Origin of the sequence: Acinetobacter sp. WCHAc010034, from assembly GCF_001696615.3 — a bacterium.
Classification (GTDB): domain Bacteria; phylum Pseudomonadota; class Gammaproteobacteria; order Pseudomonadales; family Moraxellaceae; genus Acinetobacter.
This window is the reverse complement of record NZ_CP032279.1, coordinates 2,072,939-2,097,922: the sequence shown is the minus strand read 5'-3', so window position 1 is coordinate 2,097,922 and position 24,984 is coordinate 2,072,939. Positions and strand designations below refer to the sequence as shown.

The following is a 24,984-nucleotide window of genomic DNA, read 5'->3' as shown; positions in this document are numbered from 1 at the left end:
ATCAGTTAAGCGTAATTTCATTATGACTGATTGATAAATCTCCCCTAACCCTGAGCCACATATGGCGCAAGGCAAAAGAGGGGATGAACAGCATTGCTGTGTAAGGAATTCAATACGGTATTGAATTTCGAAACGCTCCCTCCTTTGAAAAAGGAGGGTTGGGGAGGATTAAAAGTGATTAACTGACTGGCATTACGCAGGCTGCGGGCTGAACAGCGCCATGCCGCGCTTATCTGCCTTTGCTGAATCTGGCCGCCAGCGCCGTCACTTTCTGGTAGCCGGTAGGCAAGATGCGCTGAATCAAATCCAGAGTTTTCGCGTCATTGCCGATCAGCAGGCGGCGCTTGTCTTTCTGCACCGCCTGCAGAATCTGGCGGGCCGCTTCTTCCGGCGGGCAGCGCAGCAGCTTATTGAAGGTTTTCGCGGATTTTTCAGGGTTCATGCCCAGCGCGCGCAGGCTGTCGTTCATGCGGGCCGCATTGGCGATGTTGGTGCGGATGCCGCCAGGATGCACGCACAGCGCGCTCACGCCGCTGTTTTCCATATCCAGTTCCTGGCGCAGCGATTCGGTAAAGCCGCGCACCGCAAACTTGGTGGCATTATAGGCCGACTGCGTCGGCTGCGCGGTCAGGCCGAACAGGCTGGAAATATTGATGATGCAGCCGTCGCCGGTCTGCTTGATTAAAGGCAGGAACTCTTTGGTGCCGTAGACCACGCCCCAGAAGTTGATGCTGACAATCCACTCCAGCTCTTCATAGGCCGCCCCTTCCACCGTTGAACCCAAAGCCACGCCGGCATTGTTGAAAATCATGTTCACCGAACCGTGCTGCTGCACCGTATCCTGCGCCCAGGCGCGCATTTCGTCCAGGCTGGCCACATTGACTTTATGCGTGGTCACGCGCACGCCGCTGCCATTCAGCAGCTCAGCGGTTTGCGCCAGGCCCTGCTCATTGACATCACTTAATGACAGATGGCAGCCCTGCTGCGCCAGCAGCACCGCCAGCTGCTGGCCAATGCCCGAACCGGCGCCGGTAATCGCAGCCACTTTATTGTTGAAATTCTTCATTCTTGTTCCTTTGCTTAAACCGGCCCTGAGCTGGATGCTGCGGCGGCCTTCCGGCTGCATTTTGCGCAGCCTGTGCATCCAATATAGTTTTGACAATATGCATTGTCAATATCATCTCAGGACTGGGCAGGCCGCGCATTTTGCGCAGCAGCAGCGTAGGCGCTGCGCCCTTTTGCTGCTACTATAGGGTCAGGGAATTTTTTTCAGCTTGGCTTGATTTTTTATGACAGAACAGCGCAATACGGCGGAAGCGGAGCACAGCAAAAGCGGCAGGGAGCGCCAGTTCAAAGGCCTGTCGCTGACTGAGCGCAGGCAGCTGCGCCGCGAAAAGCTGATTGAAGCCGGCATTGAGGCCTACGGCACGCACGGCTTTTTCTCAGTCACGGTCAAGGACATCTGCACTGAAGCCAAGCTGACCGAGCGCTATTTTTACGAATCCTTTAAAAAAAGCGAGCAGCTGTTTCAAGCCATTTTCATCCAGCTGATTGATGAGCTGCAGCGCAATGTGATGCAGGCGATCATGCAGGCCTCAGCCGATCCGGAAAAAATGATTGAAGCCGGCCTCAGCGCGCTGCTCAGCACCCTGCAGGACAATCCGCGCATGGCCCGGATTATCTATATAGACGCCATGCTGGTGCAGGAGCTGCATAATCAGGCCACCATTCATGAAACCGTGCAGCGCTTTGACCGCATGATTCACGCCTTTGTCATGCTGATGATGCCGCATATCGACCGCTCCGAACGCGAAATTTCGCTGGTGGCGACCGGCCTGAACGGCTATGTCACCCAAATCGCCATCCGCTGGGTGATGAGCGGCTACCGGCAGCCGATGCAGGAAGTGTTATCTTCCTGCAGCATTGTTTTCTTATCTTTGCTTCAGACCTTTGCCAAAAACGGGCAGGTGGCGAAAAGCAAATAAAGGCTGCGTTTTTGCTGAAAAAATTTGCTGCCCTTTGCAATACAGTCGCTTAAATTTACCGTAAACTGCCCTGAAGCGGATTTCAGGCGGATAAAATTGTCACAAATTCTTTCGAAAACCGGCTGGCCGCGCCTTTTTGCAATGATACTGTCATAATTAATCTTTGTAATAAGCCTGTCATAAATAAAAAACGGTTCACCGTTTACATGAAATAGGGTATTGCGCTGTGAAAGATGACTACATTTTAATTGTCGACGATGAACTCCCGATCCGGGAAATGATCCATACTTCCTTAGATATGGCCGGCTTTCAGTGCCAGCAGGCGGAAGACGCCAAACAGGCCCACCAGATGATTGTGGATCAGCGCCCTGCCCTTGTCCTGCTGGACTGGATGATGCCCGGCGGCGTCAGCGGCGTGGACTTGTGCCGTCGCCTGAAGCGCGATGAGAACCTGTCCGAGATTCCGGTCATTATGCTGACCGCCCGCGGCGAAGAAGACCATAAGGTGCAGGGCCTGGACGCCGGCGCGGATGACTACATGACCAAGCCGTTCTCCACCCGCGAACTGGTCTCGCGCATCAAAGCCGTGCTGCGCCGCTCCAATGCGCTGGGCGGGGAAAAAACCATTGACGCCAACGGCCTGATTCTGGATCCGGTCAGCCAGCGCGTCAGCCACGGCAACTGCATTCTGGAAATGGGGCCGACCGAATACCGCCTGCTGGCGTTTTTCATGACCCATCCTGAACGCGCCTATACGCGCGCGCAGCTGCTGGATCAGGTTTGGGGCGGAAACGTCTATATTGAAGACCGCACCATTGACGTGCACATCCGCCGCCTGCGCAAAGTGCTGGAGCCGTACGGCGCCGACCGCTATGTGCAGACTGTGCGCGGCACCGGCTACCGTTTTTCTACCCGCGCGGATGTCGCTTTAGGTTAGAACTTTTTCAGGTTAACAGCATTTTATGTACGAACCCTACCCCGTCCCCGAGCTTGCGCGCGGGCACAGAAAATTCCGCTACAGCAGCTTATGGGCCTTCGCCAAGCAGGACTTGCGCCTGCTGGCGTTTCTGCTGATTATCGGCGGCTTCATTGGCCTCGGGGTTGGCTATTTCTGGGTCTGCATTTCGGCAGCCTCCGCCATCTTCTTTGCGCAGCAGCTGCGCTCGCTGTATCTGGTCAATGACTGGATTTCCAACCGCCCCTATGACGTGCCGCCGAATCTGGACGGCATTTGGGGCGCGCTGCTGTTCAATGTCTACCGCGCGCAGCGCCAGGAGCGCATTGTGCAGGCGGAAATGGTCGGGCTGATTGACCGCGCGCAGTCGTCGCTGGTCGCGCTGGCTGAAGCGGTGGTGCTGATTGATGAAATGCATCAGATTGAATGGTGGAATCCGGCGGCCGAAAAGCTGCTGGGCATTCAGCCTACTGACCACGGGCGCAGCATTCTGAGCATTCTGCGCCAGCCGAGCTTTATCGAATATTTCAACAATATCGATCAGGCGCCGGATGGCCTGAAAATGAAGTCCACCGGCTTTGATGAGCATTATGTGCAGGTCAAAATGACCCGCTTCGGCGGCGAAAGCCGCCTGCTGGTGGCCTATGACGTCACCCGCATGCACAATCTGGAGCAGATGCGCAAAGACTTCGTCGACAATATTTCGCATGAGCTGCGCACGCCTTTAACCGTGCTCAGCGGCTATATTGAAACCTTTACCGATCAGGAAGACTTGAACCCACGCTGGAAGCGCGCCTTTGACCAGATGCAGTCGCAGACCCGGCGCATGAATGCGCTGGTGAATGACCTGCTGCTGCTGTCGCGCCTGGAAAATGAAAAGAAAATCGCCAAAAATCAGATTATTGACATGCCGGGCCTGATGCATCAGCTGTATGACGACGCGCACGCCTATAATGTCGATTACGGCCATGAGCTGAATCTGGAAATTGACAGCCACTGCGATTTAATCGGCTCCGACACCGAGCTGGCCAGCGCCTTCAGCAATCTTGTCACCAACGCCATCAAATACACGCCCAAAGGCGGCACCGTCACCATCGGCTGGCATGATGACGCCGAGCATGGCTATTTTACCGTGGAAGATACCGGCATCGGCATTGATCCCAAGCATCTGCCGCGCCTGACCGAACGCTTTTACCGCGTCGACAGCGCGCGCAGCCGGCAAACCGGCGGCACGGGCTTGGGCCTGGCCATTGTCAAGCATGTGCTGATGCAGCATCAGGCGCATCTGGAAATTGAGTCCAAGGAAAACCGCGGCTCGATTTTTAAAGTGGTGTTTCCGAAAGAGCGCCTGTATCAGGTCAGCTGATTGCGCCCGGCGCATAGAAAAGCCTGCGCCAGACGCGGGCTTTTTTACGGCAGCTGCCTCAGCGCTCCAGCGCCTATTCCTTGCGCAGCGCCTGCTGAAAGGCCGGACGGCTGCTGATACGCTGCAAAAACGCCTGAATATGCGGATATTTTCCCGGCGACCGCAGCTGCAGCGCCTGCAATGGAAAGCTCATCTGAATATCGGCAAAGCTGAACTGCCCGGCAAAATAGTCATGCTCAGCTAAATAACCTTCTAAAAATTCAATATGGTCTTTCAGGCGCGGCTGCACAAAGCCGGCTTTCACCCCTGCGCTGATTTTCCGCGCAACCGGCCTGATCAGCCACGGCGCATGCTGCGGCGCATTATTCATCACCAGCTGCATGACCAGCAGCGGCATCAGCGAAGCTTCGGCATAGTGCATCCAGTAGCGGTACTGCTGGCGCGCGGAAGCATCAGCCGGCTTGAACAGCCCGGCGTCGTCATAGCTTTCCTGCAGATGCTGCAGAATCACCGCAGATTCGGCAATGCCCTGCCCGCCGTCGGTCAGCACAGGCGCCTTACCCAGCGGATGCGCCGCTTTCAGCTCAGGCGGGCCGGAAAAATTCGGCAGGCGCCTGTAAAACTGGATGCGGTAATCCAGCCCCAGCTCTTCCAGCGCCCATAAAATGCGGAAAGAGCGCGACTGCTCCAGATGATGCAGTATCAGCATTTATTTTTATCCTTGCACAGCTTATTGAACTTAAAAAAGAAAAAGCATTTCCCCTCGGGGAAATGCCTGCAGCTGCTTAAGCCAGAGTGGTATGGATTTCCAGGCTGCGCAGCAGGGTTTTGGTCACCGGCGTCTTGCTGCAGATCTCCAGCACTTTCAGCTGCAGTTCCGCGCTCAGCGGATGGCTGAAATACAGGCGGCGCTCAATCCATTCCGGGCCTTCCCTGCCGGCATGGAAATCCGCCTCCACGCTGAATTCCCCCAGCTCCATGCCCTTATGCTGCGCGTACATGCGCAGGGTAATCATAGTGCAGGAAATCAGCCCGGCGCAGATAAAATCATAGGGCGCCGGCCCCGTATCGCCGCCGCCGAAAGACTCAGGCTTGTCAGTCAGCAGCCGGTGCCCGCCGCTGCTGACCTCTCCCGCCCACGGCGCAGGCAGGCTCTGCACTTTGGCCGATGCAATCAATCCCATATTTTTTCCTTATTTTAATTTCAGCGTATTGCCTGATTTGAATTATCTGGATGCGCGCATTTTATCCGGAAAGGCCGGCGCTTCCAGGCGCGGCCCCTCATAGCCGGCAACCTCGCCAAAGCGCGGATCATGGTTAATCCACTGCTCCCGCGCAATGCGCAGCTCTTCCTGCGTGCGGCCGACAAAATTCCACCACAGCAGGATCGGCGACTCAAACGGCTCGCCGCCCAGCAGCAGTACGCGGCTGCCCGCATGGATTTCAATTTCGGCATGATCCAGCCCCGGCTCCAGCACCACCATATTGTCTTCAGTCAGTTCATGGCCGTTAATTGACGCCGTGCCCTCCAAAGCCATAAAGCCGTATTCAAATTTCGGATTCAGGCTCAGGCGGGTGCGGGTGCTTTGCGCCGCCTGCAGGTCGACGCCCAGCAGTGCTGAATGCACCGCAACAGGGGACTTGGCCGATAAAAACTCGCCGACCAGCACGGTGAAATCTACCCCGTCCCGGCTGACCACAGGCAGTTCAGGATAATGCTCAAAGCGCGGCGCAATATTGATTTTGTCATCCGGCAGCGCAATCCACAGCTGGGCCGCATGCAGATGAGTTTCGGTTTCCGGCGCCACTTCAGCATGCGCAATGCCGTAACCTGCAGTCATCAGATTGACCTGCCGGGGCCGGATCAGCTGCCGGCTGCCCAGGCTGTCGGTATGCATCATGGTGCCTTCAATCATCCAGGTAAAGGTCTGCAGGCCAATATGCGGATGCGGGCCGACATCCAGCCCATCCCCCTGCGGGAAAACCGCCGGGCCGGCATGGTCCAAAAAGCACCATGCGCCAATCATGCGCTTATGCCGGCTGGGCAAAGCGCGCTTAATTACGGTGCCCTGCCCAATCTCTGCGCTGCGCAGCGGAAATTCCTGAATAAACTGATTGATGTATTTTTCACAATCGTCCGAATCGGACAGCTCGGTATAATTGTTATTGCTCATGGTTCTATCCTGAATCTGGCTCATTGGTTGTGTTGCGCTGGATGCGGTCTTTTGCTCAATCATGCCGCCATCTTAGCGGCTGGCGGCGCTGAAGCCCATGCTTCCCTTAATACGCTGAATTGTATAAATAGAACAATATGCTTTTTGTTTTCCGCCGCCAAGCCTTATGCTGGCCCGCATGATGCATTGGATTCAGCGCCGCCGGCGGCTTTACACATTTTGTTATAAATTCAGCTGAAAATACCCAAATTTGGTGAGTTTATTTTTTGCTCAGGCTGTTCATACTGTTTATTCGCCAGTTCTTCTGTTAACAAGGAAGATAACATGACTGCAGACCTACAGATTGGCAACGAAGCCAATCCGGAAGTTCAGGAACAGCGCGCGCCGCGGCAGCATCTGCTGAAGGCCTCAGAATGCAGCCTGCAGAACCGCAGCCGGATTGAACAGGCGCTGGCTGACCGGAAAGCCCGCATTCCTGCGGATTTTCAGCAGGCTTTTCTGAATTTCCAGTATGCGCAGCAGCGCTTTTTCCTGCGCCGCATCAATTTCATTGCCCAGCTGGTTTTCCTGCTCTATTTCTTTGCCGACTGCATTATCCTGCCCGATGTCTACCTGCAGTCGGCCCTGCTCCGCCTCAGCTGCGCGGCGGCCTCGCTGCTGGCCTGCTTTTACCTGTTCAAATTCAAGAAAGACATCCTGCTGCTGGATATGCTCCTGCCGGTCAGCACCGCCCTCAGCATGGCGCTGTGGATGCTGCTGCTGCTGTGGTCGCACAGCCCGTGGGCCAGCTCCTATATTTACGCCTCGGTGATTTTCATCCTGACCGCCAACCTGTGCATACAGGTGCGCTTCAAGCCGGCCCTGTACAGCACGGCCGCGATGAGCCTGCTTGCATTAAGCGGCGCGCTGCTGCAGCAGCTCAGCCTGCAGGAAACCCTGCTGTTCCTGCTGACCTTCAGCCCGATTGCGCTGTTCAGCCTGTACATCAGCTGGAGCAACGCGCTGAACGCCCGCAGGAATTTCCTGCGCAGCCTGCTGGACGACTGGAACCTGCGCAGCTTTAAAAATCAGGCGCATACCGACGAGCTGACCCAGCTCTACAACCGGCGCCAGTTTGTGCATATGGCGGAGCGCAGGATTCAGGAATGGCCCACGCCGGCCAGCACCTGCCTGTTGATGCTGGATGTCGATTATTTCAAAAAAATCAATGACACCTATGGCCATGATACTGGAGACCGCGTGCTGCAGGCGATTGCGGCCACCGCCCGCAAGGAAATGCGCCAAAAGGATGTGCTCGCGCGCTTTGGCGGCGAAGAATTCATCGCCCTGCTTGCGGAAACCCATATTCAGGACGCCATCGTCATTGCCGAGCGCATCCGCCAGCGCATTCAGCAGGAATGCCTGCAGCTGAAGCCGGATCAGCCTTTAAGCTTTACCGTTTCCATCGGCATTTCAGAGCTGAAATCGCATAAGCAGCAGCTGGATGAGCTGGTCAAGCAGGCGGATATCGCCCTGTATCAGGCCAAGGAAAACGGGCGCAACTGCGTGGTGCGCTATCATCCGTCCATGAGCGCTCAGCCCAAGCTGGCGCCGGTGAAAAGCGGCAAGCTGCCGGCCTCCGCCAAGCCGCAGGCGCAGCGCAAAAAAGCAGCCCAGCGCTCATGGTCAATTTTATAAGTCCCGCAGCGCATGCAGGCGCGCCGGCGGCTTTTTTAATGCTCATCCGGCTGAAATCCGCTGCCGATTCTCCGGCCTCAGCCCGGCACTGAGCAGCGCAAATAGCCCGGCTGCGCCCTTTCTATTTTAGCCAATTGAATTAAAATGAAGCCCTATCGAATTTTACCGCCATTGAAGGGCTTTTAATGCAACCTGACCTGCTCTCGACACCGTTTCCGCAGCCTCAAGACCATAAATTCACATTTATTGATTTGTTTGCGGGTGTCGGCGGCTTCCGCATGGCATTGCAGAATTTGCACGGGCGCTGCGCGTTTTCCAGCGAATGGAATAAGCATGCGCAGCGGACTTATGCGCTGAACTACGGCGAGCATCCGGACGGCGACATCACCCAGGATGAAACCAAAGCCAAAATTCCGGAAAAATTCGATATCCTCTGCGGTGGCTTCCCCTGCCAGGCTTTTTCAATTGCCGGCCACCGCAAGGGCTTTCAGGAAACCCGCGGCACGCTGTTTTTTGATGTGGCGGAGATTGCAAGGAAGCACCGCCCCAAAGCGGTTTTTTTGGAAAATGTTAAAAATTTAATCTCGCATGATGAAGGCAACACTTTTCAGGTGATCTGCAACACGCTGGAAGAGCTGGGCTATACCGTGAGCTATAAAGTGCTGAACAGCATGACCCACGCCAATGTGCCGCAGAACCGCGAACGGATTTTCATTGTCGCGCTTGACCCCAAGCAAGTGCCGAATTATCGGAATTTTGAGTTTCCTGAAGAGATTCCCTTGACCCGCGGCATTCAGGATATTCTGGAAAAAGGCCGGGTCGACCCGAAGTATTATTATGCGCCGGGCCACCGCTATTATGCCAAAATGGTGGAAGGCGTGACTTCCAAAGATACGGTCTATCAATGGCGCCGCGTGTATGTTCGTGAAAATAAAAGCAGTGTCTGCCCAACCTTAACCGCGAATATGGGCTCAGGCGGCCACAATGTGCCTTTGATTTTGGATGATTACGGCATCCGCAAGCTGACGCCGAAAGAATGCTTCGCCTTTCAGGGCTACCCGGTGCATGAAATGCGTTTTCCCAAAAAAATGGGGAACTGCGCTTTATACATGCAGGCGGGCAATTCTGTCACCATGCCGCTCATTCAGCGCATTGGCGAACAGATTTTGAAACTGTTTTGAAGTTTTAAGAAGTGAAAGGGGGCTTCCTGCGGGCGCTTAATTCAATGTCTGCCTTAATGGTCAAAGCCGGCTTGTTTTCAAGGTCTAATTGGGCTTAGCATGTTTTTAATTCGCTATAGCTAAGTTTTCTTAAGCGACTCCGCGAAAATCCCTTCAGCTTCCTAGGCCTTTAAGTAAAATAAACTTCGGATACGCGAGTGCGGCATGGATGCCGCACGTTGCCCATCCTTGCGCTGCGTTTAAAAGCAGTGCTTAAAACTGGCTCAGGACGCCGTGTATGGGCAACAAAAGACTTTTGTTTACTTGTATCTTAATTCACATAGTGATTAGCTCTCACTATACGCAAACAGCAGAGTTTGGTTGTTTACTAAAACTTAAAGTTTGGCCCAAAGATAAAACCTGCTGTTTGCCCTGACTGCCTGCACAACTCTGGACGGTAACTAAGCACCTCGATGCTGGATTCGCAAGAAAAGACGGCGGTTATGCTGAAAAAAAATAATTGAATAAATAAGGCAGGTAAGATTATGTTTTATCTCGGTATTGATATTGCAAAAGCTAAAATTGACTGCTGTCTGATTTTAGAAGATTCTGCAGGCAAAAAGAAAACCAAAACCTTTCCGAATACGCCCAAAGGCTTTGAACAGCTTCAGGCCTGGCTGAATCATCATGCTGCAGGCCCTGCGCAGGCCATTGCCTTAATGGAAGCCACTTCTGTCTATCATGAACGCCTAGCTGGATATTTATTTGATGCAGGCTTTCAAGTCTGTGTGGCGAATCCCGCCAGAGCCCGGTATTTTGCTCAGAGCATGTCCAGGCTGAATAAGACAGACAAGGCTGACAGTGAAGTTCTGGCCCGGTTTGCGATGACTGCGGATCTGCATTTTTGGCAGCCTCTGCCTGGACATATTCAACTGCTGAATGCTTTGCTGGATCGAAGGGCTGTGCTTGGTGAAGATCTGCAGCGTGAAGAAAACCGTTTGGAAAAAGCGGAGTCTACCTTCACGATAGAACCGGTACTTCAGTCGATCCATAAGAATATTAAGCAGTTAAGCAGGCATATTCAGGATCTCGACCGGCAGATTGATGACCACATTGATCAGCATCCTGATTTAAAAAATGACAAGGCGCTGCTCAGCAGCATTCCGGCCATTGCAGACCGGACCAGTTTATTAATGCTCAGCTTCTTGCGCAGCCATGCTTTTGAAAGGGCGAGCCAGGCGGCCGCCTTTGCCGGCCTGGTGCCCATTCAAAGGCAGTCGGGCAGCTCCATTCACGGCAGGAGCCGCTTATCCAAAGCCGGCTCTTCCAAGATACGCGCCGGCTTATATATGGCGGCCATTGTCGCAACCCGGCATAATCCCCACATAAAGGGGATGAATGACAGGCTGCTGGCCAATGGCAAAACCAAGATGATGGCGGTTGGCGCTGCAATGAGGAAGCTGATTCATCTGTGTTATGGCGTACTCAAGCACCAGCGGCCTTATCAGGAGAATTATTGCGCCAATTCTCAATAATCCTCTTGACCTCTGAGACGGTATCTTTGGGTCTTTCCAAAGTAAGATCTTGCCTGCGCAAAGCCATTGAAACTTTTAAAGCAAAAATGAGGCAGTACAAGCATCATCGTTAATTGCCGAAATAGTGAACGCGACTAAAAGCCAGTGCAATCATACCTTATAGGCCATTAAGCTTAATACAGACTTTAGAACTCAGCTATAGGCGCTCGCTCATTTCAGAAGCGGACAAGGACAATAAAAAAGAGCGCCTAGGCGCTCTTTTTCTAAGAATTTTCTTTACTGTAGCGGGCATCTTGCGCAAAATTGAAAGCAATGCTTTCAATTTTGCTCATGGCGTAAAACTGGCATGAAGCGCTGCTTCATGAAATCCCAGCCAGCTGGCGCGGGCACAGCCCTTGCCGTAATTTAGTGTCCGAAAGCCCACCCTGCCGCGAGCATAGCTCTTGGCGTAAAACTGGCATGAAGCGCTGCTTCATGAAATCCCAGTTTTACTCCCATTCAATTGTTGCCGGCGGCTTAGAAGACACGTCATAAGTTACGCGTGACACATCTTTAATTTCGTTCATGATACGGGTAGAGATTTTATCCACCAGATCATAAGGAAGATGTGCGAAACGGGCGGTCATAAAGTCCACTGTTTCAACCGCGCGCAGCGCAATCACCCATGCATAGCGGCGGCCATCACCGACCACGCCCACAGACTTCACCGGCTGGAACACCGCAAATGCCTGCGCAGTTTTGTCATACCAGCCGCTTGCGCGCAGCTCCTGCATGAAAATGTCATCGGCAATACGCAGAATGTCCGCATACTCTTTTTTCACTTCACCCAGAATGCGCACGCCAAGGCCTGGGCCTGGGAATGGGTGGCGGTAAAGCATTTCATGCGGCAGGCCCAAAGCCGTGCCTAAGCGGCGGACTTCGTCTTTAAACAGGTCGCGGATCGGCTCAACCAGCTCAAAGGCTAAATCATCCGGCAAACCGCCCACGTTATGGTGCGATTTAATCACATGCGCTTTGCCATTTTTAGTGGCTGCGGATTCAATCACGTCCGGGTAAATGGTGCCTTGCGCAAGGAAGTTCACGCCATCCAGCTTGCGCGCTTCTTCAGCAAAAACTTCAATGAATTCACGGCCGATGATTTTACGCTTTTTCTCAGGATCGGCTTCGCCCGCCAGCGCAGTCAGAAAACGCTCTTCAGCATCTGCGCGGATCACGCGGATGCCCATGTTTTTCGCAAACATGTCCATCACCTGCTCGCCTTCGTTCAGGCGCAGCAGGCCGTTGTCTACAAATACGCAAGTCAGCTGATCGCCAATCGCGCGGTGCAGCAGCGCCGCCACGACAGATGAATCGACGCCGCCTGAAAGGCCCAGTAGCACTTTCTGGCCGCCAATCTGACCGCGCAGCTGCTCAACGCGCAGGTCAATAATGTTTTCTGAGTTCCACAGGCTGCGGCAGCCGCAGACGCCATGCACGAAGTTAGACAGCAGCTCTGCGCCTTTGGCAGTGTGTGTCACTTCCGGATGGAACTGAATGCCGTAGAAGCGGCGGGTTTCGTCAGACACCATGGCCACTGGGCAGCTTGGCGTGCTGGCGGTAATCTGGAAGCCTTCCGGAATTTGAGTCACTTTGTCGCCGTGGCTCATCCATACTTTTAATTTATCTGCAGAATCTTCAAGGTCGCCAATCAGTTTGTCGCGGACTTGAATGTTGACTTCCGCATAGCCGAATTCATGCACTGTGCCCGGCTCGACTTTGCCGCCCAGCTGTTCAGACATCGTTTGCAGGCCATAGCAGATGCCCAGCACCGGAACACCCAGTTCAAATACAACTTGCGGCGCGCGTGGGCTGCCTTCTTCGTGCACGCTTTCAGGGCCGCCTGAAAGAATGATACCGTTTGGATTAAATGCGCGGATGTCTTCTTCAGACATGTCGTAGGCATACATTTCAGAATATACGCCGGCTTCACGCACGCGGCGCGCAATAAGCTGGCTATATTGAGAGCCAAAATCCAGAATCAGGATACGATCTTCAGTAATTTGAGTATTGGTAGTCATGACAAACAACTATGTGAGGCAAACGGAATAAGCGCGCTATTCTAGCATTTTTCCGCGCAATGCGCACATTATTCGGACAGGGCTTTGCAGCATAGGTTTTCCGCCTTCCCCGGCCGGCTTTGCGGCAGAAGCCTGAGGCTGCACCGGCTCAGCAAGGGCGCGGATGCGCCAAGGCTTATCTTCCTGCAAGCAAAACAGGGGGCCGGGAAATTAATTACGTTTTAATACTGACTTTCCGGCACTGGACTGCTAGGATTTCACTACATTTTTGCCTGCTTTCTGCTCATGGAACTTATTGATTTTATACTGCATGTGGATGACCATTTGCTGGAATTCATCGCCAATTACGGGGTATGGATTTACGCCATTCTGTTCCTGATTATTTTTGTTGAAACCGGCCTGGTCGTGATGCCGTTTCTGCCGGGCGACAGCCTGCTGTTTGCAGCCGGCGCGCTGGCCGCATCGACCGGAGCAATGGATCCTTGGGCGCTGTTCATTTTGCTGTTTATCGCGGCGGTGCTGGGCGATACGCTGAATTACCATATCGGCAAATATATTGGCCCGCGCGTGTTTGAAATTGAGTCGCGCTTTATCAATAAGCGGCATTTAATCGCGACGCAGCAGTTCTTCGCCAAGCATGGCGGCAAAACCATTATTTTTGCCCGCTTCATTCCCTTTGCCCGCACCTTTGCGCCTTTTGTCGCCGGCGCCGGCAGCATGAATTACAAATTCTTCCTGACCTACAATGTCGTGGGCGCGCTGTGCTGGACAGGCTCATTCATCCTGCTGGGCTACCTTTTCGGCAATATGCCGATCGTCAAGGACAACTTCACCCATTTAATTTTCGGCATTATCATCATTAGCATTCTGCCGGGCATCATCGGCTTTATCCGCCAGAAAATGAAAAAGGCCGGTCCGGCCGCCTGAGCCATCCGCCTATGAAAAAAAGCGGATAATCACCGGAAACATGCACAGCACCAGCATCATGGCCGACCCTTTGTACAAGAGGTCGGCTTTTATTTGCCTGACGCTGCCGGACAGGATCGCGCGGCCGAAGCACATCCAGAAGACTGCCGAAGGCAGGAGCACCAGGCTGAACGCGGCGAACACCGCCAGGAAGCTGGCCGGATTGTTCCATGTTTCCAGCGGCAGGATGCCGGCAGCGAAAAGCAGCGCTTTAGGGTTCTTTAAGGTGGAGAAAAACAGCTGGCGCGGGCGGATGCCGGTGTATTTCTGATTGTGCTTCTGCAAATCGGCAGCCTTCCACAAATGAAAAGCCAGCCAGAAAACATACATCATGCTGCAGAAATGCAGGATATGGATCAGGTTCGGCCACACCGGCGCAGTCAGATGAATCAGCAGCGCCCATAAATTAATGGCGTAAAAATAGCCGAAAAATTCAGCGGGAATAAACAGGCTGGTTTTTGCGGTGCCCTGCTGATGCGCGGAGCTTGCAAGCAATGCATTGGTCGGCCCCGGCGTCAGCAGGGCAGCAATCATCGCCAAGACAAAAAGCCAACTCTCAATCATAAGCACCTGAAATTACCCAAAAGTGGCCACACCATATCTGAAAATAATTTATAAAAACAAGTCTATCGCAGGCCGAAAACCGCATTGCGCAACGCTGTCCAGCCCAAAGGCGCGCCCGGCCGCAGCCCGGCAGGCGCACTGCAGCAATGCCGGATGCGCCAATTTAATTTTTTTATTTTCATTGATTTGCATTAAAAACAGCCTTCAGCTCAGAATGAAGAATCCGCTTTTTAATGGCCGCAGGGGCAAAGACAAATTTTATTACATTTTTTCTGCGCGCTGCCCGCTTCCGCAAAACCGGGCAGCGCCATCGGCTGATTCCGCTAAGGCTGCGCTTTGGCGCGCGCAATCGCCGGACAGCCTTTGAATTGGGCTGCCTGAACCAGCGCCTCCTGCTCGCCCATCAGGCGCGCCAATTCAGTCTTTTTGGTATTGGATGACTGGCCCATGTTGACTGAAACGGTCGGGCCGATGCCCCAGCCGCCGCGGCTGCCCCAGCCCCCGCCCAGGCCGACGCCAACGCCCATGCCGGTGCGCTTCGCCGGCTGCACGCCGCTATCAATATGCTGCTGAATGCGGCTGTATTCGCTCTGCAGCTGCTGGCAGTTCAGCGCCTGATACTGCGTTGGCGACACATAAGTCGGCTTCACCGTTGTAGCGCAGGCGCCCAGCAGCAGCGCGCTGCCCGCCAGCAGGCTTAATTTAATCGCTTTCATAACATTCCCCGTCTTATTTCTGCTCAATTTCATTGAACAATGATTGATAGGCCTGCGTCAATTTATGATCCGCCGCCAGATGGATTAAGGGCTGATTCTTATGATGCGACTCCTTCATCAGCACCGACGGCGGCAGCATGCTGTCCAGCACCGGCAGGCCTTCATCCTTCAGCTGCTGCACCACTTCGCGCGGCAGCTTGGCCTGCGCCTGATACTGATTGACCACAATGCCTTCAATTTCCAGGCGGTCGTTGTGGTCGTCCTGCGTTTCAATCACATTTTCAATCAGGGTCTGCAAGGCGCGCTTGGAAAATACATCGCAGTCAAAAGGAATCAGCACGCGGTCTGCAGTAATCAGCGCAGACAGGGTAAAAAAGTTGAATGCCGGCGGCGTATCAATAAAGATCCGGTCATATTTGCCGTCCAGCTGCTGCAGCGCGTCGCGCAGCTTGTAGATTTTATGCTTGGATTCCAGCGCATGCGCCAGCGCGCCCAGGCTTGGGCTGGCCGGAATCACGTCCAGATTTTTAAACGGCGACTGGTGCACATAGCTTTCCAGCCCTTTAGCGCGGCTTTTTAAAATAGAGCCGATGGCATTGCCCAGCAGGCCCTTGCCGGGCTGCGCGCCCAGCACTTCCTCAAAATAATTTTCAATATTCGGCTCCAGCGCGGGCTTATCCGCCGAATAGGTTGCATCATCGCCCAGCAGATACTGGCTGGAATTGGCCTGCGGGTCTAAATCGATCACCAGCGTTTTCAGGCCCTGATGCGCGCTGATGGCCGCCAGATTCACCGTAATGCTGGATTTCCCCACGCCGCCTTTTTGGTTGAATACCACCCGTGTACGCATTAAAACCCCCTTTATCTCATTATTATTCCGCTGTTTCAGCCTGCCTGAACCAGCGCCGCTGCAATTTATTATGTTCAGCCATCAGCCGAAGTTAGGCTGAATCAGCACCAGGCCAAAAATGGCGCTTAAGGCCACGGCAGCCAGAAACAGGCCGGCGCGGCGCTGGTTCAGGGCAATGCTGTCTTCCTTGCGGTAAGCTTTGCTCAACGCAGACAAAAGCGCTAAAAACAGGATAATTTTAGCGTAAAACCACGGCTGCACATCAAAGTTTTTCATGACCAGCAAGGCAATGCCTGTCGCCGCCAGCAGCGTCATGGACAGATGCTGCAGCGCAACAAAAATTTTGCGCCCCGCCGGATTGGGCAAATTGCCCTGCACGCCTTTAAACAGAGTCAGCCCGCGGCTGAGCACGGCAAAGCAGGCCAGCGCCGCGCCAGACAGGTGAAGCGCATTCATCAGCAGTTGAGTTTCCATAAATGCTCCGCTTCCCGGTTAAGGCTTAGGGGCGTGCGCGCATTCTGGGCTTGGCGTATCCTGCCCGGCCCATTCTTCAGGCAGAAATGCATGAATCGCTAAGGCGTGGATGGCGCCGGGGCCAAGCAGGTCGCCGGCGGCGGCGTATACTTTCTGATGGCGCTGCACCTGGCGCAGGCCGGCAAACGCTTCGCTGACAATTACCGCCTTAAAATGCGACTCTTTGCCGGGGAAGTAGCCGCCGTGGCCGGCAGATTCGTTTTCCACCTGCAGATGGCTGGGTGAAAGCTGCTGCAAACGTTCGATAAGTTGCTGTTCCAGGCTCAAGGCTGCGCTCCAAAAATCTAAATGAACTGCGCTGAGTATAGCCTGTTCTGCGCGCCGGTTTTCAGCTTCCGCCAATTTTTAATCCGCAGCCGCGCCCCTGCATGCGCTGCATCTGCAGAATTCTGTTCAAATAATGGCCTTCATTTTGCAAATTGCTTTTATTTTATGCAGTTGAACCAAGGTTTTGCACAAAGCTATTGACCTTGGAAATCCTTAATGTATTATACATCGCTATGCGGGAATAGCTCAGTTGGTAGAGCATAACCTTGCCAAGGTTGGGGTCGGGAGTTCGAGTCTCCTTTCCCGCTCAAAATTTTTTCATTCGGTTTTTTATTTAAAAAATTGGATAGACTCCGCGGGAATAGCTCAGTTGGTAGAGCATAACCTTGCCAAGGTTGGGGTCGGGAGTTCGAGTCTCCTTTCCCGCTCCAAAATTTTTTCATTCGGTTTTTTATTTAAAAAACGGGATAGACTCCGCGGGAATAGCTCAGTTGGTAGAGCATAACCTTGCCAAGGTTGGGGTCGGGAGTTCGAGTCTCCTTTCCCGCTCCAAATTCAAAAAGCCCCGATCGAAAGATCGGGGCTTTTTTTATTGCTGATTTATTATTTTTCAAAAGTGAATAGCGCATTCAAAACCATTCCCGTGGCACCTGTATAAAGGCAATCCATGCTACGCTTAAAAAAATACATAGGCGGGCTGAAATTAAGCCGGCATTGCAGCTGTGCCGGAAATGGCAAAAGCTGGAATCAAACAGAAAGGAATAGCCCGGATTAAAGGGCAGTTTTATTCAAGCCCTCCGCAGGCCGCCTTTGCGCAACAAAGCCGATACAATATGAAACTATATCTTTTTTTTGCCTCCGCGCATGCTAATTGGGTCAGTTAAAGAATCGGTAATTTTATACTTTTAGCAAAGGATGAATAAAATGACCAAGCGCCAGCACCCCAAAGATCAATCAGGATCTGAAAAAACTGAACAACAGACCAGTCCAGATGACAGTCAGCCGCAAAAAAATCCTAAAGATAAGTCTGATGAGCATGAAATGCATAAATCAAGCCATTATCATCAGCATCATGATACGACCAGCAACTACAAGCACCCTCATTAAGCTGGATTGTATCCGCATCAATGCCATAAAAGTGCTGGGAAAATCCGGCGCTTTTTATTTATGCAAGGAGCTTAGAAAGCCGAAGAGGATTTCTGCTGAACCGCTTAGGCAAACTCTGCGCTAAATGATCATGCCGAGGTTTAAATCTGCAAAAGCAGCTTTCCATGCTGCGCTTATAAAGGCTCCCCATGCCCGCTTTGGCTGATTCTCAGCCCCTCATGATTTTCCGCTAAAGTCTTTTACTGCCGGGACATCCTGCATTGCCGCAATGCATGGCAGCGCCGCCTGATAAGGCTAGCTTCTCAAATGAAATGCATAACGCGCCTGCTCCCTGCCCTGCTTAAAGCGCTCGATTAACCCGGCTTTTTCCAAAGTATTTAAAGTCGCATACACAACGCCAAATGATATTTTGGCAGTCCGGAAAGCGGTATGGCGCATGATCTGCGCAGCGGTCAACTCATCTTCAGACTGTTTAATAATTCCAAGAATGACCAGGCGGGCAATCGTCACCTGCAAATTAGAATCGCACAATAGCTCATACAGCTTTGCCGCTTCCTGATTTTTTATATTCAAATAATTCATTGTTAAAACTTCTTCTCAAACGTCAGCGTCCACTGCTGGATTTTCCGGGTATAGAATTGGTCAATATTGCTGTCCACATCGTCATACTGGAACCCCAGTTTTGGCTCGACATTGAAGAAATTGATTTTTTTATGCCCAATATTGATGCTTGCATTCAGCCGCTGATCTTTCCTGTTCATTAATGACCGGCCATAGCTGCGCGATGCAAGCTGCGCGCTTGAAACAGCATTCAAGCCGTTTGCCCATTGCTTATAAATGCCTAAATTGACTCCATACTGGTCAAAACCTTCGGATTTTCTTTCCAGATCATCTTTTTGAAAACTCAGCCCGCCGAAAACCGCGGTGTCCGCTGCCAGCAAATACATCACAGAAGAAGAGGCGTTGAATGTTTGCCCATTGAATATTTGATAATTCAAGTCTTTATAGCTTTTATTGATCCAGCGGCCATTCAGGTTCGCTTGCCAGCGCGGCGACAGCCAGCGCCCATAGCCCGCAGATACTCCATAAGTATCAATATAGCGCTCCTGATTCAGCCAGCGCCATTCAAATGTCGGCCCGAAATGAAACCAGGATTTAATATCCTGCCATTTATAATTTAGATCGATATTCAGGCCGTGCTCATCAAAATCATGCGCGCTTGCATAATTCAAGCCATCCGCCGACAGGTTCCAGTTGAGGAAATGATTGCCCGCTAAATTGCGCTCCTGTTCTAAAGCCAGCGCATAATTCGTGCCTAGGGATGCAATAGGCGGGGTCTTTTCAAAAACCAGCCCGGCGAAATTTAAAAAGCGGCCTTCGGTGGTTTGATTGACGTTATCGTTATGCACCATGCGCAGGTGGGCTTTGCCGTGGGTTCTTTCCTGCTTGTTGATTTGCGCTAAAAACTGCCCTGCCAGAATGCGGAAATTATCCTCAACTTGAGGATTGCTTTGCGTTTGTAAAAATATTTTTTCCGCCTGGCGGTACTGGCGGTTTTCAAACAGCATAGCCCCAAGATCAAAGCGCACATAATCCAGGCTGGCGTCTTTTTCCAGCATGTTCTGATACTGCTCGATCGCCTGCCGATGCTTGCCCTGCTGGCGGTATACTGCCCCCTGGGCATAGAGCGCCAGCATCGGGTCGTGCTGCGGCGACTGGCGGTAGAGCGGCAGCACTTTTTGCAGTGTTTTCCAGTCCCGGTTCTGGATTGAAGCCTGAATAATAATTTCAGCAATCTGCGGATTATTTTTTACTTCTTCATCTGTGACATTGACCGGTTTTTCGCGCTTCTGCTCATGATCTTCCAGCGCTTTTTTATGCTGCTCATCCGGCGCGCGGTAGCGGCTGGCATTGGTTAAATCTGAAGAGATTTTATCCAGATTATCCAATGGCTGAATGACCGCCAGCGCAGGTTCAGGCGCAGCCGCATGGCCAGATTCAACAGGCGGCATGATCAGGCCGCCGATCAAAAACAAGGGAACGATTGGAACCGAAATATTTTGATAGCCAAAATATGCATGGCTAAACTGCTGTTTTTTCTTGACGGAAAGTTTCATGACGGGAATTTTATGAAGAATAAATATAACAACTAGGTAAATGATAATCATTTACCTAGTTGTGGAAAATAAAAAGACGGATATGCCTTTATGCAGCAAAGCGCATCCAGCAATTATTTAAAACGGCGCCTATAAAATTACTGCTTGCCGGCAAAACCGTAACCGCCTGTTAGCTCTTGAAGATTATTTGTTGATGTAGCTGCAGTCGCTGCATCAGTATAAATACCGCCTGCTACTTCCGCCGCGCCTGCGCCAAACAGGCCAATATCATATTTGGTATCTTGCAGAACTTTACTTCCAGCAGCATCAGCATAAGTTAATGTTGCACTGCCTATTGCTTTTAAGTTGTTATCAAAGGTAACAGCATTTAGCGTACCATTAATTGTATATGGACCAACAACACCGCCTGAAGGCCGCTGACCTGTAATGCCTGAAACAGAACCGGAACCCGTCACACTGCCATTATTTACATTCACGGTATAATTTAAACCGCCCACTGAACTGTTAATGTGATTGAAGACATCACCCTTATAAGTATAAGTTGCAGTCGCCGGCAATGTACTTTTTACTGTCGGCGTACCCACTACAGCCTTAGTAAATTGGCGGTCTTCAAAGTCATTTAAACCGCGGGCCGCATTGCCGATTACGACAGAATTGGCCTGCTTATAAAAAACATAGGTTGCATTTGCTGTGCCTGAGCTCCGCGCATGACGAGTAAGACCTGAACCTAATGTTGTCAAGTTCAGTGCAGCATTCTTATCTTCACCATATTCGACATTATTATATTTGAAATTGCCTTTATAACCGCCCAATACATTCGCCGATTCAGTTTGGAAATTATAGCTGGTCAAATTGGTTTTAAAGTCAACACCAGCGGAAGCAAATGAAGTTGCCAGTAGAGCTGCAGCAATTAAACCTGTTTTCAATGTAATATTACCCATTTTATATACCTTTTAAATCAATTTATTGTGACGTTTTTTTCTCTTCGTTGATGGAATATATTTAACCCGCGAAATCACAAAACAGTATTTTATAAATTAATTTTTCCATCAAAAATATACTGTTCAGTTATGATTTTATAGATTTATGGCCAAGTCATTATCTGTCTCCTTATTTTAAAATTTAGCGCTTAATGAGATCGCGATATTGCGCGGCTCACCATAAAGGCTGGATAAACGATTCTTTTTATAGGTCTTATCAAACAAGTTATTAATATTTAAGCCTGCCGCAAAATTTTCATTGATCTGATAGCGCGCCATTAAATCTAAAACTGTAAAGCTTCCCTGATTTCCTATTAAATTACCTATTTTATCTTTATCAGATGTACAACTTTCTGTGCCATTTCCTAACGGCAGACAAGTACTAATTCCTTGTGTTGTTTTATATTTCCAACGGGCTGATCCGCCTATAGTTAAGGCATCCATGATTTGATAACTGGTCGACAGGCTTATGGCATGCTTAGGGCGTTCATAGCTGTTATCTCCGGTTAACATAGCGTCATATGAACCATTCTCATCCATTTTTGGACGCTCTACATGCAGATAGGTATAGCCTGCATTAATCAGCCATTGATCTGTTAATTTTCCTTGAGCTGTCATTTCAAAACCGGAAATAATTGGGCCATCAGCAGCATATTTAATATCACAAAGCATACCTGTGACAGGCGTACAGCTGTACTGCTGGCCGGTGTCTGGATTTTTGGGTACATAAAACATTCTATATGGGGTATTTAGCTCTTTCATTCTGAAAATTGCAGTATGCAGGTTCAGCTGATCATCAAATAATGCGCTTTTTAAGCCAAGCTCATAAGAGTTGCCTTCAATAAAAGGCAAAAACTGATCATTGATATCTTTTTCTAATTGGGTTTTATAAATGCCTGTATAGCTGGCATAAGCTGAAAGCTGATCATTAATATCATAAATCAGCCCGGCATAAGGTATCCATTTATCTTGCGGCTTATAATCATAAGTATAGGATGGAACAATGCTATTCGTATTACTTCTAGTGTCTTTCCCTATATTGTATTTATTATACCGGGCGCCCAGTATTAACTTTAAATCCTGCAGCGGTTCAAACTTTGTGCTGAAAAAATACCCATACTGTTTTTCTTTGACATCATAATGATAACCGCGATATATATTATTATCAGGGTATCTTATATTACCATTCCAATTATCCAAGTTAATACAGTTTCTTCGATTACGCCCGCCTTCTTTGCAAAAAAACACAGTATTATAAGATACATCATAGAGCGGATCAAAAGTCTTAGATTGATAGCCATTTATACCGGTAGCAATCTGAGCTTCGCGTCCAAACAGGTCAAATTTTCCTAATAAGCTGATATCCAGATTATGTATTTTAGATTCAGTATTTTCTCGGCTTACACTGGTGCTATTATAGCTTGCCGTATTATAAGTTGCATTATATGAGTCTGCACCGACTATTCCCCAAAGTCGATCTGGCGCGGTTTCACTATATTGATAATTCGTCGCCAGCTTCCAGGCATCATTCAATTGATGATTTATGGTAAAAAAGCCATTCCAGCTTCGGGTATGCGCATAAGACCAGTCCGTGGCGGCATTCCAGCTGCGTCCGCCGTCAAATACACCCACACTTTGTGAACTATGTGTCGCTCCTGCAGTCATATGCGGGCTGGCGTCATCCACATCTTTGTCAAACCATGTCCCGCCTACCGCGACTGTGGTTTTATCGCCCAGGTCTGCTTCTACAATGCCATAGAATATTTTGCTTTCTTCTTTAATGCGGTCAATATAGCTGTCGCCCTGTCCATAGGCCGCGACAAAACGGCCGCGGATGCCGGCATCATCAGTAAATGGCTGCGATACATCCAGCTCAACCCGCTTCTTGTTCCAGCGTCCATAACTGACTTTGGCGCTGCCTTCCGCTTCCAGGCCCGGGCGCTTGCGCACAAAGTTCAGGCTGGCAGAGGGGTCGCCCGTTCCCGTGCTTAAGCCGCTTGAGCCCCGGGTTATTTCCACCCGGTCATAGATGACTGTGTCATAGCCTGCCAGCAGCTCCATGCCGCGGCTGCCGCTCACCAGCGTGGGCGCGCCATCCACCATCACGTTGTTAATTTCATAGCCGCGGGAGTAAAAAGATGTCCGGCCCGCGCCCGGCACGCCATAGTTCTGCACCGTCACCCCCGGCGTGCTTTCCAGGACTTTATTGACATCGGTTAATGCCTGTTCTTCTATTTGCTTATTGGTAATGACGGTGATGCTTTGCGGTGTATCTTTAAGCGCCAAATCAAGCTTTGTGGCGCTGCTTGAGCGGCTGACGGTATAGTTGTTTTTAGATTCACCTGCCAAATCTGTGCCGCTTGAAGCCGTTACCACAATCGTATCCAGCCGCGCAGCGGATTGGCTATTGTTATCTGCTGCATTGCTGTTGTGGACTGAACCGGCTGTACTTGCCGCAGGGCTGGCTTTTTGGCTGCTGGCTTTATCCGCCAACACATAGCCCTGATTTATTTTTTTGGCCTGCAAAGGGGTATTTTCCAGCAGCTTCTGCAAGCCCTGCTCTACAGTATATGTTCCTTTTAATCCTGCTGTCTTAAGGCCGCTCAAGCGGGCGTTATCGCTCGATAATGCAACGCCGGATTGAATGGCGAACTGATTTACCGCTGCCGACAAATCTCCCGCCGCAATCTGATAATTTTTAGCGCTGATTTCTTTGGAGAAGGCACTCATCGATGCAGCAGATAATCCCGCAGCCAATGCGATGTGTATCGACAGAACTATCGGCTTAAGCACAAACGATATCGGTTTATTGCTCTTAGTCATTGAAAGTGGCCCCCTGGTGCTTAAACTGAATCTTAATATTTAATGAGAATTATTATCCTTCTCATTAGATAAGACACTTGAGAGCGCCAAGTGGGAACCTGAATTTTCAATTTTCTGCAGTATTTTTTATAATCTATTGATCTATATTATTTTTTAACAACATTCAGGCTGCCGAAAATATTTTCACTGACTTGAATCGGCAGGCTGTTTTCAAGCAGCTCCAATGCTGAATGCTCCAACGGCAGCGCCGCGGTTACGCTGATGCCTGACAGATCCTGATGATCAAAGGCAATGTTCTGATGGTGATAGCTTTTTAAAATGCCCAGCACTTCAGGCAAAGGCATGTTCTGCACCACCAGCATTTTCTGCTGCCATGCGGTTTCAAACAGTTCAGGAGAAATATTCGAGCGGTAAATAATGCCCTGCCCTTCAGCAATCAGCACCTGCTGCCCGGCTTCAATAATTTCATCCGGCGATGCCGCCCCCTGAGCGCCGCGCGGTATTGCAACCTTAGCCTTTGACTCCAGCATGGTTAACAGCGTCGCATTTTCATACTGATGCACAATAAAGCGCGTTCCCAGCGCAGTGATTTTGGCGTATTCCGTTTCAATAATAAAAGGCCGGGACGCGTCTTTGGCGACTTCCACCAAAATATTGCCTTTGTATAGCTGGATAATCCGCTTATGCTGATTAAAATGGATATCGTAAGCGGTTTCTCCGCTGATTTTAATTTCACTTTGATCGCTCAGCTGCTGATTGCGCCATTGATCATAAGGATTGCGGGTGTCTGCAAGCCATTCATTGGCCGGCAGGATATGCCAAGTCATCACTGCAATAAGCGCTGTGCTCGCAAACAGAATGACCGAGCGCAGAAGCCATAATGATTTTTCGGTCTGATGCGCAGCCGCATTTAAAGCGCTGACAGCCGGCTTGGCGTTTTCCTGCTGTTTCAAGCAGTCAAAATGGCCCAGCGTCATCTGCAGCGCTTCAATGCAGGCTGCCCTTTCAGGATCTTCTTCTTGCCAGGCCTGATACGCCATCGCGTCTGCTTCAGTGCATTCATCGCTGCTCATTTTGACCAGCCACAATGCAGCCTCCTCCATCAGGCGGTCATCCGGCGCTTGATCTGATGATGAATGCTTTTCAGGCAT

23 protein-coding genes and 3 tRNA genes are annotated in these 24,984 nt (G+C 51.0%); 11 read left to right on the top strand and 15 right to left on the bottom strand.

The window, feature by feature from the left end; all coding sequences use genetic code 11:
* Positions 1-229 precede the first annotated feature (229 nt).
* The gene (locus tag BEN74_RS11615) at positions 230-1,066 is read right to left on the bottom strand and encodes an SDR family NAD(P)-dependent oxidoreductase (RefSeq protein WP_068911571.1); all 837 of its coding nucleotides are present in this window, start codon (positions 1,064-1,066) and stop codon (positions 230-232) included.
* A gap of 223 nt (positions 1,067-1,289) precedes the next feature.
* Between BEN74_RS11615 and BEN74_RS11610 the strand changes: the two genes are divergently transcribed.
* The 3 genes from BEN74_RS11610 to phoR all read left to right on the top strand — a co-directional run bounded on the left by BEN74_RS11610 (position 1,290) and on the right by phoR (position 4,306).
* Positions 1,290-1,985, top strand: a complete 696-nt coding sequence (locus BEN74_RS11610; protein WP_068911550.1) for a TetR/AcrR family transcriptional regulator — start codon at positions 1,290-1,292, stop codon at positions 1,983-1,985.
* Positions 1,986-2,211: 226 nt separating this feature from the next.
* A complete protein-coding gene (gene phoB, locus BEN74_RS11605; RefSeq protein WP_068911552.1) occupies positions 2,212-2,922 on the top strand; it encodes a phosphate regulon transcriptional regulator PhoB in 711 nt (236 codons plus the stop codon).
* Between the two features lie 25 nt (positions 2,923-2,947).
* Positions 2,948-4,306, top strand: coding sequence for a phosphate regulon sensor histidine kinase PhoR (gene phoR, locus BEN74_RS11600; RefSeq protein ID WP_068911554.1), 1,359 nt, complete (start codon positions 2,948-2,950; stop codon positions 4,304-4,306).
* Between the two features lie 73 nt (positions 4,307-4,379).
* On the opposite strand, the gene BEN74_RS11595 is transcribed toward phoR, so the two are convergent.
* The 3 genes from BEN74_RS11595 to BEN74_RS11585 all read right to left on the bottom strand — a co-directional run bounded on the left by BEN74_RS11595 (position 4,380) and on the right by BEN74_RS11585 (position 6,480).
* Complete coding sequence (locus BEN74_RS11595) at positions 4,380-5,015, bottom strand: glutathione S-transferase family protein (RefSeq protein ID WP_068911556.1); 636 nt, start codon at positions 5,013-5,015, stop codon at positions 4,380-4,382.
* A gap of 76 nt (positions 5,016-5,091) precedes the next feature.
* Positions 5,092-5,490, bottom strand: a complete 399-nt coding sequence (locus BEN74_RS11590; protein ID WP_068911558.1) for an OsmC family protein — start codon at positions 5,488-5,490, stop codon at positions 5,092-5,094.
* Between the two features lie 42 nt (positions 5,491-5,532).
* Positions 5,533-6,480: a pirin family protein gene (locus tag BEN74_RS11585; RefSeq protein ID WP_068911560.1), complete on the bottom strand. Its 948-nt coding sequence runs from the start codon at positions 6,478-6,480 to the stop codon at positions 5,533-5,535.
* Positions 6,481-6,804: 324 nt separating this feature from the next.
* Here BEN74_RS11585 and BEN74_RS11580 point away from each other — a divergent pair, with 324 nt between their 5' ends.
* From BEN74_RS11580 to BEN74_RS11570, 3 genes are all read left to right on the top strand, one after another.
* Positions 6,805-8,157 carry a GGDEF domain-containing protein gene (locus BEN74_RS11580; RefSeq protein WP_068911562.1) on the top strand — a complete coding sequence of 451 codons (1,353 nt, stop codon included), beginning with the start codon at positions 6,805-6,807 and terminating at the stop codon, positions 8,155-8,157.
* A gap of 185 nt (positions 8,158-8,342) precedes the next feature.
* Positions 8,343-9,338, top strand: coding sequence for a DNA cytosine methyltransferase (locus tag BEN74_RS11575; RefSeq protein ID WP_068911564.1), 996 nt, complete (start codon positions 8,343-8,345; stop codon positions 9,336-9,338).
* 524 nt (positions 9,339-9,862) lie between these two features.
* Entirely contained in the window at positions 9,863-10,852 is a 990-nt protein-coding gene (locus BEN74_RS11570; protein ID WP_119285040.1) for an IS110 family transposase, read from the top strand.
* A 488-nt stretch (positions 10,853-11,340) separates the two neighbouring features.
* Here BEN74_RS11570 and guaA read toward each other — a convergent pair whose 3' ends face one another.
* Positions 11,341-12,909: a glutamine-hydrolyzing GMP synthase gene (gene guaA, locus BEN74_RS11565; RefSeq protein ID WP_068913546.1), complete on the bottom strand. Its 1,569-nt coding sequence runs from the start codon at positions 12,907-12,909 to the stop codon at positions 11,341-11,343.
* A gap of 285 nt (positions 12,910-13,194) precedes the next feature.
* Between guaA and BEN74_RS11560 the strand changes: the two genes are divergently transcribed.
* Positions 13,195-13,836, top strand: coding sequence for a DedA family protein (locus BEN74_RS11560; protein ID WP_068913543.1), 642 nt, complete (start codon positions 13,195-13,197; stop codon positions 13,834-13,836).
* Positions 13,837-13,845: 9 nt separating this feature from the next.
* On the opposite strand, the gene BEN74_RS11555 is transcribed toward BEN74_RS11560, so the two are convergent.
* The 5 genes from BEN74_RS11555 to BEN74_RS11530 form a co-directional block, all read right to left on the bottom strand.
* A complete protein-coding gene (locus tag BEN74_RS11555; protein WP_068913541.1) occupies positions 13,846-14,439 on the bottom strand; it encodes a LysE family translocator in 594 nt (197 codons plus the stop codon).
* Positions 14,440-14,762: 323 nt separating this feature from the next.
* Positions 14,763-15,155 (bottom strand): hypothetical protein, encoded by a 393-nt coding sequence (locus tag BEN74_RS11545; RefSeq protein WP_068913537.1) that lies wholly within the window; start codon positions 15,153-15,155, stop codon positions 14,763-14,765.
* Positions 15,156-15,168: 13 nt separating this feature from the next.
* Positions 15,169-16,005 carry a ParA family protein gene (locus BEN74_RS11540; RefSeq protein ID WP_068913536.1) on the bottom strand — a complete coding sequence of 279 codons (837 nt, stop codon included), beginning with the start codon at positions 16,003-16,005 and terminating at the stop codon, positions 15,169-15,171.
* Positions 16,006-16,086: 81 nt separating this feature from the next.
* Entirely contained in the window at positions 16,087-16,479 is a 393-nt protein-coding gene (locus BEN74_RS11535; protein ID WP_068913534.1) for a SirB2 family protein, read from the bottom strand.
* Positions 16,480-16,497: 18 nt separating this feature from the next.
* Complete coding sequence (locus tag BEN74_RS11530; RefSeq protein ID WP_068913572.1) at positions 16,498-16,806, bottom strand: BolA family protein; 309 nt, start codon at positions 16,804-16,806, stop codon at positions 16,498-16,500.
* A 235-nt stretch (positions 16,807-17,041) separates the two neighbouring features.
* Here BEN74_RS11530 and BEN74_RS11525 point away from each other — a divergent pair.
* From BEN74_RS11525 to BEN74_RS11510, 4 genes are all read left to right on the top strand, one after another.
* Positions 17,042-17,114: transfer RNA gene (locus tag BEN74_RS11525), tRNA-Gly, on the top strand.
* A 47-nt stretch (positions 17,115-17,161) separates the two neighbouring features.
* Positions 17,162-17,237: transfer RNA gene (locus tag BEN74_RS11520), tRNA-Gly, on the top strand.
* A 45-nt stretch (positions 17,238-17,282) separates the two neighbouring features.
* Positions 17,283-17,358: transfer RNA gene (locus BEN74_RS11515), tRNA-Gly, on the top strand.
* Positions 17,359-17,730: 372 nt separating this feature from the next.
* Entirely contained in the window at positions 17,731-17,913 is a 183-nt protein-coding gene (locus BEN74_RS11510; protein WP_068913571.1) for a hypothetical protein, read from the top strand.
* A 294-nt stretch (positions 17,914-18,207) separates the two neighbouring features.
* Here the strand turns inward: BEN74_RS11510 and BEN74_RS11505 are convergent, their stop codons facing one another.
* The 5 genes from BEN74_RS11505 to BEN74_RS11485 all read right to left on the bottom strand — a co-directional run bounded on the left by BEN74_RS11505 (position 18,208) and on the right by BEN74_RS11485 (position 24,984).
* A complete protein-coding gene (locus BEN74_RS11505) occupies positions 18,208-18,495 on the bottom strand; it encodes a transcriptional repressor (protein ID WP_068913532.1) in 288 nt (95 codons plus the stop codon).
* A gap of 2 nt (positions 18,496-18,497) precedes the next feature.
* Entirely contained in the window at positions 18,498-20,030 is a 1,533-nt protein-coding gene (locus BEN74_RS11500) for a surface lipoprotein assembly modifier (RefSeq protein ID WP_162898181.1), read from the bottom strand.
* Positions 20,031-20,167: 137 nt separating this feature from the next.
* A complete protein-coding gene (locus BEN74_RS11495) occupies positions 20,168-20,971 on the bottom strand; it encodes a factor H binding protein domain-containing protein (RefSeq protein ID WP_068913527.1) in 804 nt (267 codons plus the stop codon).
* A 174-nt stretch (positions 20,972-21,145) separates the two neighbouring features.
* The gene (locus BEN74_RS11490) at positions 21,146-23,833 is read right to left on the bottom strand and encodes a TonB-dependent siderophore receptor (protein ID WP_086374304.1); all 2,688 of its coding nucleotides are present in this window, start codon (positions 23,831-23,833) and stop codon (positions 21,146-21,148) included.
* Between the two features lie 146 nt (positions 23,834-23,979).
* Positions 23,980-24,984 carry a FecR family protein gene (locus BEN74_RS11485; RefSeq protein WP_068913523.1) on the bottom strand — a complete coding sequence of 335 codons (1,005 nt, stop codon included), beginning with the start codon at positions 24,982-24,984 and terminating at the stop codon, positions 23,980-23,982.